The organism is Enterococcus eurekensis, from assembly GCF_042654605.1.
Taxonomy (GTDB): Bacteria; Bacillota; Bacilli; order Lactobacillales; family Enterococcaceae; genus Enterococcus_I; species Enterococcus_I eurekensis.
Genome location: NZ_JBHSGT010000032.1, coordinates 1 through 5,093 on the forward strand (window position 1 = coordinate 1; position 5,093 = coordinate 5,093).

The 5,093-nt window shown below is 29.9% G+C and carries 5 protein-coding genes and 2 pseudogenes; 4 read left to right on the forward strand and 3 right to left on the reverse strand.

Going from position 1 to position 5,093, the window contains the following annotated elements:
* The first annotated feature begins 75 nt into the window (after nt 1–75).
* The 4 genes and pseudogenes from ACFO3L_RS04890 to ACFO3L_RS04905 all read left to right on the forward strand — a co-directional run bounded on the left by ACFO3L_RS04890 (nt 76) and on the right by ACFO3L_RS04905 (nt 1,854).
* Nucleotides 76–357 (forward strand): site-specific integrase, encoded by a 282-nt coding sequence (locus tag ACFO3L_RS04890; RefSeq protein ID WP_379964433.1) that lies wholly within the window; start codon nt 76–78, stop codon nt 355–357.
* Nucleotides 344–1,363, forward strand: a complete 1,020-nt coding sequence (locus tag ACFO3L_RS04895; protein ID WP_379964427.1) for a tyrosine-type recombinase/integrase — start codon at nt 344–346, stop codon at nt 1,361–1,363. Before ACFO3L_RS04890 ends, ACFO3L_RS04895 begins: the two co-directional genes overlap by 14 nt.
* A gap of 123 nt (nt 1,364–1,486) precedes the next feature.
* Nucleotides 1,487–1,723: pseudogene (locus ACFO3L_RS04900) on the forward strand (ATP-binding protein); the annotation flags it as partial.
* Nucleotides 1,720–1,854: a hypothetical protein gene (locus ACFO3L_RS04905; RefSeq protein ID WP_379962935.1), complete on the forward strand. Its 135-nt coding sequence runs from the start codon at nt 1,720–1,722 to the stop codon at nt 1,852–1,854. The pseudogene ACFO3L_RS04900 and the gene ACFO3L_RS04905, both read left to right, overlap by 4 nt.
* Before the next feature lie 545 nt (nt 1,855–2,399).
* Here ACFO3L_RS04905 and ACFO3L_RS04910 read toward each other — a convergent pair.
* From ACFO3L_RS04910 to ACFO3L_RS04920, 3 genes and pseudogenes are all read right to left on the reverse strand, one after another.
* Nucleotides 2,400–3,695, reverse strand: coding sequence for a sensor histidine kinase (locus tag ACFO3L_RS04910; protein WP_379964429.1), 1,296 nt, complete (start codon nt 3,693–3,695; stop codon nt 2,400–2,402).
* Nucleotides 3,692–4,345: a response regulator transcription factor gene (locus ACFO3L_RS04915; RefSeq protein ID WP_379964431.1), complete on the reverse strand. Its 654-nt coding sequence runs from the start codon at nt 4,343–4,345 to the stop codon at nt 3,692–3,694. Before ACFO3L_RS04915 ends, ACFO3L_RS04910 begins: the two co-directional genes overlap by 4 nt.
* Before the next feature lie 97 nt (nt 4,346–4,442).
* Nucleotides 4,443–5,033 (reverse strand): annotated as a pseudogene (locus tag ACFO3L_RS04920) (FtsX-like permease family protein); the annotation flags it as partial.
* Between the last annotated feature and the right edge of the window lie 60 nt (nt 5,034–5,093).

The following is a 5,093-nucleotide window of genomic DNA, read 5'->3' on the forward strand; positions in this document are numbered from 1 at the left end:
AAAAGTAATTGTAAGCTGCCGTGAGGCAGTTTCACATGGTTTTAATTAAAAGTATGAATTATTCAGGTTAGAAGGATATTACTTAAAGCTGGAATAATTTCTTCTGAATCTGTTCATCCCAGGATACATGATTTACGACACACTTTTGCAGTTCATTCTTTGGAAAAAATGGTTAATCAAGGGCAAGATATTTATTCTGCGCTTCCAATGTTACAGACGTATATGGGACACCGTGATATTATAAGTACAGAACAATATCTACGGCTGTCAAATGATACCTACGGTATCATCATTAATTCAACTGCTGAAATGTATCAGGGCGTTTTTCCGGAGGTGAATGAAGATGAAAGAATATAATTTCGGCAAGTATTTATCCTCATACTTTCTTAGTTACATTCCATCAAGGATGGACTATAGTGAAAATACAGTAAAGTCATATCGAGATGCATTCACTATTTTCTTAAGATACTGCACCAAAGTTCTTAATTTGAAACCCGAAAAAATGAAAATTACCGATATAAATAAAGATTTTATAGAAGATTTTCTGAATTGGCTAGTAGATAAAAAAGGATACTCCATCAAAACACGGAATCAAAGGCTTGCTGCACTTCAATCTTTTTTCCGATTTCTACAAATTGAAACGCCTGAGAACTTAGAGAGATGTAACTCTATCCTTTCAATTAAGGCAAAAAAAGTTCAAAATACAGGACAAATGACTTATTTATCAATTAATGCAATTCGAAAGCTCTTGGCTACTCCAAATAGTAAGACCAAAGAGGGAAAAAGAGATTTAGCCATTTTGACGCTTTTGTATGATACAGGTGCAAGGGTTCAGGAAATAATAGATCTAAATGTTTGTGATTTGAGATTGTCTTCTCCAGCAACAGTAAAGTTACTTGGCAAAGGACAAAAAGTACGTGTAATACCAATTAACCCACAGACAGTAAATATTATAAAATCTTATATGGATAATTACCAATTATTGGATGAAGAAAACCTTAAAACCCCAGTCTTTTTTAATAAACAGAAAAGAAGACTCAGTCGTGCTGGCATAGGATACATTCTTAAAAAACACTTTGAAATAGCGCGTATAAACAATTCTAATCATTTCCCAGTGAAAATTTCACCTCATGCCTTAAGGCATAGTAAAGCAATGCACTTACTAGAAGCAAATGTTAATTTGATTTATATTCGAGACTTTTTAGGTCATGTATCCGTCTCAACAACGGAAATCTATGCGAAAGCTAATCCAGAAATTAAACGAAAAGCAATCGAAGCAGCTAACAATAATGTACTTCCAGAAGAAACATTGACTACAAATGACAAAGAAGTTTTACTAGATTGGTTGAAAGAATTTATTTAGAGTTAGAAATATGGGAATTAGGACTCTTTATTATGAAAAGAAACTTTCTTCAAAAGGCGTTGAAATTAGAACTTCAGCGCCTTACTTTACATAATATTTAGCTTTTCATAAGATGAATGGTTACTAATGGAGTTGTCTTTGGAGGAAAGTGTTCACATTTTCGAAATCATTGAAGCACGATTAAAGCAATCTTCTACCATATTTTGTTCCCAGTTTTCACCCGAAGGTTGGCATGAAAAAATCAAACACACTCAACTAGCCGATGCGATTCTGGATCGAATCAAGCACAATTCTCACCAAATCATAGTCGATGGTGAAGTATCCATGCGAGAGCGTCACGGTTTGGAGGGCATGAAATGATTCCGATTGAAGTTGAAACTCGTATCGCTCTTTTTTTATTTTCGACGATACCTTCCAGAAGATATCGATTTAAATCTATCCTCGTTACTCCTACCTTATTACTTAGAGGACGAAAAGCAGCCTTCGGCTGATGAAATGGTTAATTTAGCCACTAAGTTCCTTGAACAAGCTATGAAGGAATACGAATAATCTATTAATTTATTTTAAGATGAAAAACAGAGCTCATATTGGGCTCTGTTTTGATTAATTTCTTATTCTCTTCAATCAATTAGCGGAATGGACGACAACTTTCGCATTCAGCGGACGACTATTCCGCATTTACTGGACGAAAGTTCCGCATCACTGGACGAAACCAGTCGCCGTACTCAACTATGGCAAAGTTATATATTATTTAAGAAAATATTCTAATTTTAAAGATAAAAAACTCTTCATCCTGCGATGCTTTATATTCTATATTATAATTATTCAGAATATTACTTACTATATATAAACCTAATCCATTGTGTTTTGCAAAATGAAAATACATAGTATTGCAATTGCAAATACACAAGATTGCAATCATGAATAGTTATTCATGAATTTGACAACGAGCCTCACGGGTATGGTGTGATTGGGCGTCTTCTTCGGTCCAAAGCCTCAGAAGCACAGCCCAATTCCGCCATGCGGATACCATACCCTAGCTCATTGTCAAATCCAGCGTTATTCTACCTATGCATTGACTCTTGCAAAGTTGTGTACATTTGTTTTGCACTAAACATCCATTACTATTTTCCTTATTTAAATCAAATTTAACTTCAAATATTTTATCCATATTCGACACTTTATTATTACCGTATGAATTTACTATATATAACCAATCATTAACTATCCCTATATTAATTACTCCATTTACTTCAGTATATTTTACAGCATTACTAATCAAATTAGATAGAATAATCTTTAAAGCTGTTTTTCCTATATAAACATTCTCATCTAATATATAGTTATTGACAGTTATTTTCTTTTGCTTTGCTAATATTTCATACTTTTTTAATACGTCTTCTAATGTATCATTTATTTTCAAGTATTCTTCATCATTATTCAAATTTTCTATAGTATGAACTGATAATATTTGAGAAATATTTTTTGTTAAGCTATCAACGATTTTAATGCATTCGTTAATATAAATATCTCTTTCTTTATATTTTCCAATATTATATTTCATGTTTTCCAGTATTATTTTAAGACTAGCAAGAGGACTTTTAAGTTCATGGGATGCACCTTTAAAAAAATCATATTTTAACTTTTCTAAATTTAAAATTTCTTTATTTTTAAATTCCAAATCGTTAATAGTTCTTAATAAAGCAGAATACAAGTCATTAATTTGTTGTTTTAGTTGTCCAACTTCATCATTAGAACTAACTTTTATACGTGTTTTTTTATCAAGTTTTATCATTTGATCAGTAACATTTTTTATTTCTTGTATATTGTTTTTTATTGATTTTGCATAGAAAAAAGAAATAATGGCAGAACATAAAATTGATATTAATAAAGAATATGGTAGAAATTTAAGGCTCAAATCTTTCGCATCTTTTTTCATATCAGCTGTAGAAACAAATTGTAGATTTGTTTTTTTACCATCATTAAGCTTTATTTCTCTTTCTTCAATTATCAAAGAATTACTACCACTTTCTAAATTAAAATTTATATTATCTTTAATATGTAATTCATTATTATGATTTTTTTCTTTTATAAATATCTTTATTTCACTACTCTTAGAATAAAGATCCAAAGTTTCCTCTATATATTTTATTTCTTTTCCGTTCATACTACTAGAAATTTCATTTGCCATATTATGAATATTATCTTTTCTCGTCTCCAAATATGTTGTAGGAAAGATAAAAAAAACTAGTAAATGAACTAATATAGTTATTATTCCAAGAACAAAAAACATTTGTATGAACATTTTTGGAAATATCTTTAATTTTCTCATTTTCTCTCCAATTTATATCCTACATTTCTTATAGTAGTTATACAGTCTAATTGTAATTTTTTTCTAAGTTCTTTTATATATACATCTATTACTCGATCATAAGGAATTTCTTCACTATCTTTCCATACATAATCAATAATTTGCATCCTTGTTAACACTTGTCCATCATTATCCAATAAACATTTTAATACTTCTAGTTCTTTTGCATTTACATCTATTTCTTCACCATTTATTTTAGCTGTATAACTATTAAAATTAACCGATAGATCCTTATATTCAAACTTCTCTAAATGTCCATAATTCTTCTTAATTAAAGAATCTATTCTCGCCTTTAAAACCGGCAATGAAAATGGCTTTTCTACATATCCGTCTACTAAATTAGTAAATGCATCAATTTTATATTCTTCATCACTGAATGCAGTCAACATTAGAATTGGTAAATTGCTTCTCTTTCTAACTTCTTTCAATACTTCTAAACCATTTATAAAAGGTATCTGAATGTCTAAGAGAACTAAATTTATGTCGATATTAAATTTTGACAAGGCTTCTCTTCCATCTTTAGCTTGAATAATAGTATATCCAAATTCTGAAAGATATTCACTTATTCCCTCTCTTATCAGATTATCATCTTCAACAGTTAATATTTTCATATATACCTCCACTTAAGCCTATACACTTATATTATACAGCATATTATTTGATATTTAAAAATCAAAAAATTTTCGGTGCTAAAAAGCACCGAAAATTTTAATTATTGTCAATTAATAATTCTTTTGGATTCCTTCTTAATATATTGAATGAAGAAATAATCAATGATACAAGAAGTACTAAACTCATAAATATAACTACATAAATTATGAATTTAGGTAATACATTTATATCTAAACTTGATAATGTCTTGTTAAATCCTTCAGCTTCTGCCCCACCACCTAATTGGCTAGATGCAGATTGTCTAGCTATTTGTTTAGCTATATCACCAGTAACCTTATTCAATATATTATTCCCAAGCTTATCAGCTGTATATTGAGCTAAGAAATAAGAACCAACGAATGCGGGGATTGATATAAATACCATCTCAATTAGGAATTGACCAAAAATTTCTAATTTTGATATACCTAATGATAGTAATACTGCTATTTCTTTCTTTCTAGCATTCATCCATAAGAATAGTAATAATGAAACTACAACTCCTGCAAATATTAATGAGCCAACAAATAATTTATTTGAAATTGAGTAGATACCTGATATAGATTGTTGTAATGCAGGGTAATTTGATGAACTTTTAATCAAATTATATTCTCTCCAATTTATATCTAATTTCCCAAGATCTTTTATTAACTAGCCGAGAACACTCGCGACTTTAGTCGTGTAGATGAATCGGCTTCGGTTGAGGCACAG

Excerpts from the sequence above, each read along its gene's own strand:
- ACFO3L_RS04915 (WP_379964431.1), bottom strand. The coding sequence starts at position 4,345 with ATGAAAATATTAACTGTTGAAGATGATAATCTGATAAGAGAGGGAATA.
- ACFO3L_RS04910 (WP_379964429.1), bottom strand. The coding sequence starts at position 3,695 with ATGAGAAAATTAAAGATATTTCCAAAAATGTTCATACAAATGTTTTTT.
- ACFO3L_RS04905 (WP_379962935.1), top strand. The coding sequence starts at position 1,720 with ATGATTCCGATTGAAGTTGAAACTCGTATCGCTCTTTTTTTATTTTCG.
- ACFO3L_RS04895 (WP_379964427.1), top strand. The coding sequence starts at position 344 with ATGAAAGAATATAATTTCGGCAAGTATTTATCCTCATACTTTCTTAGT.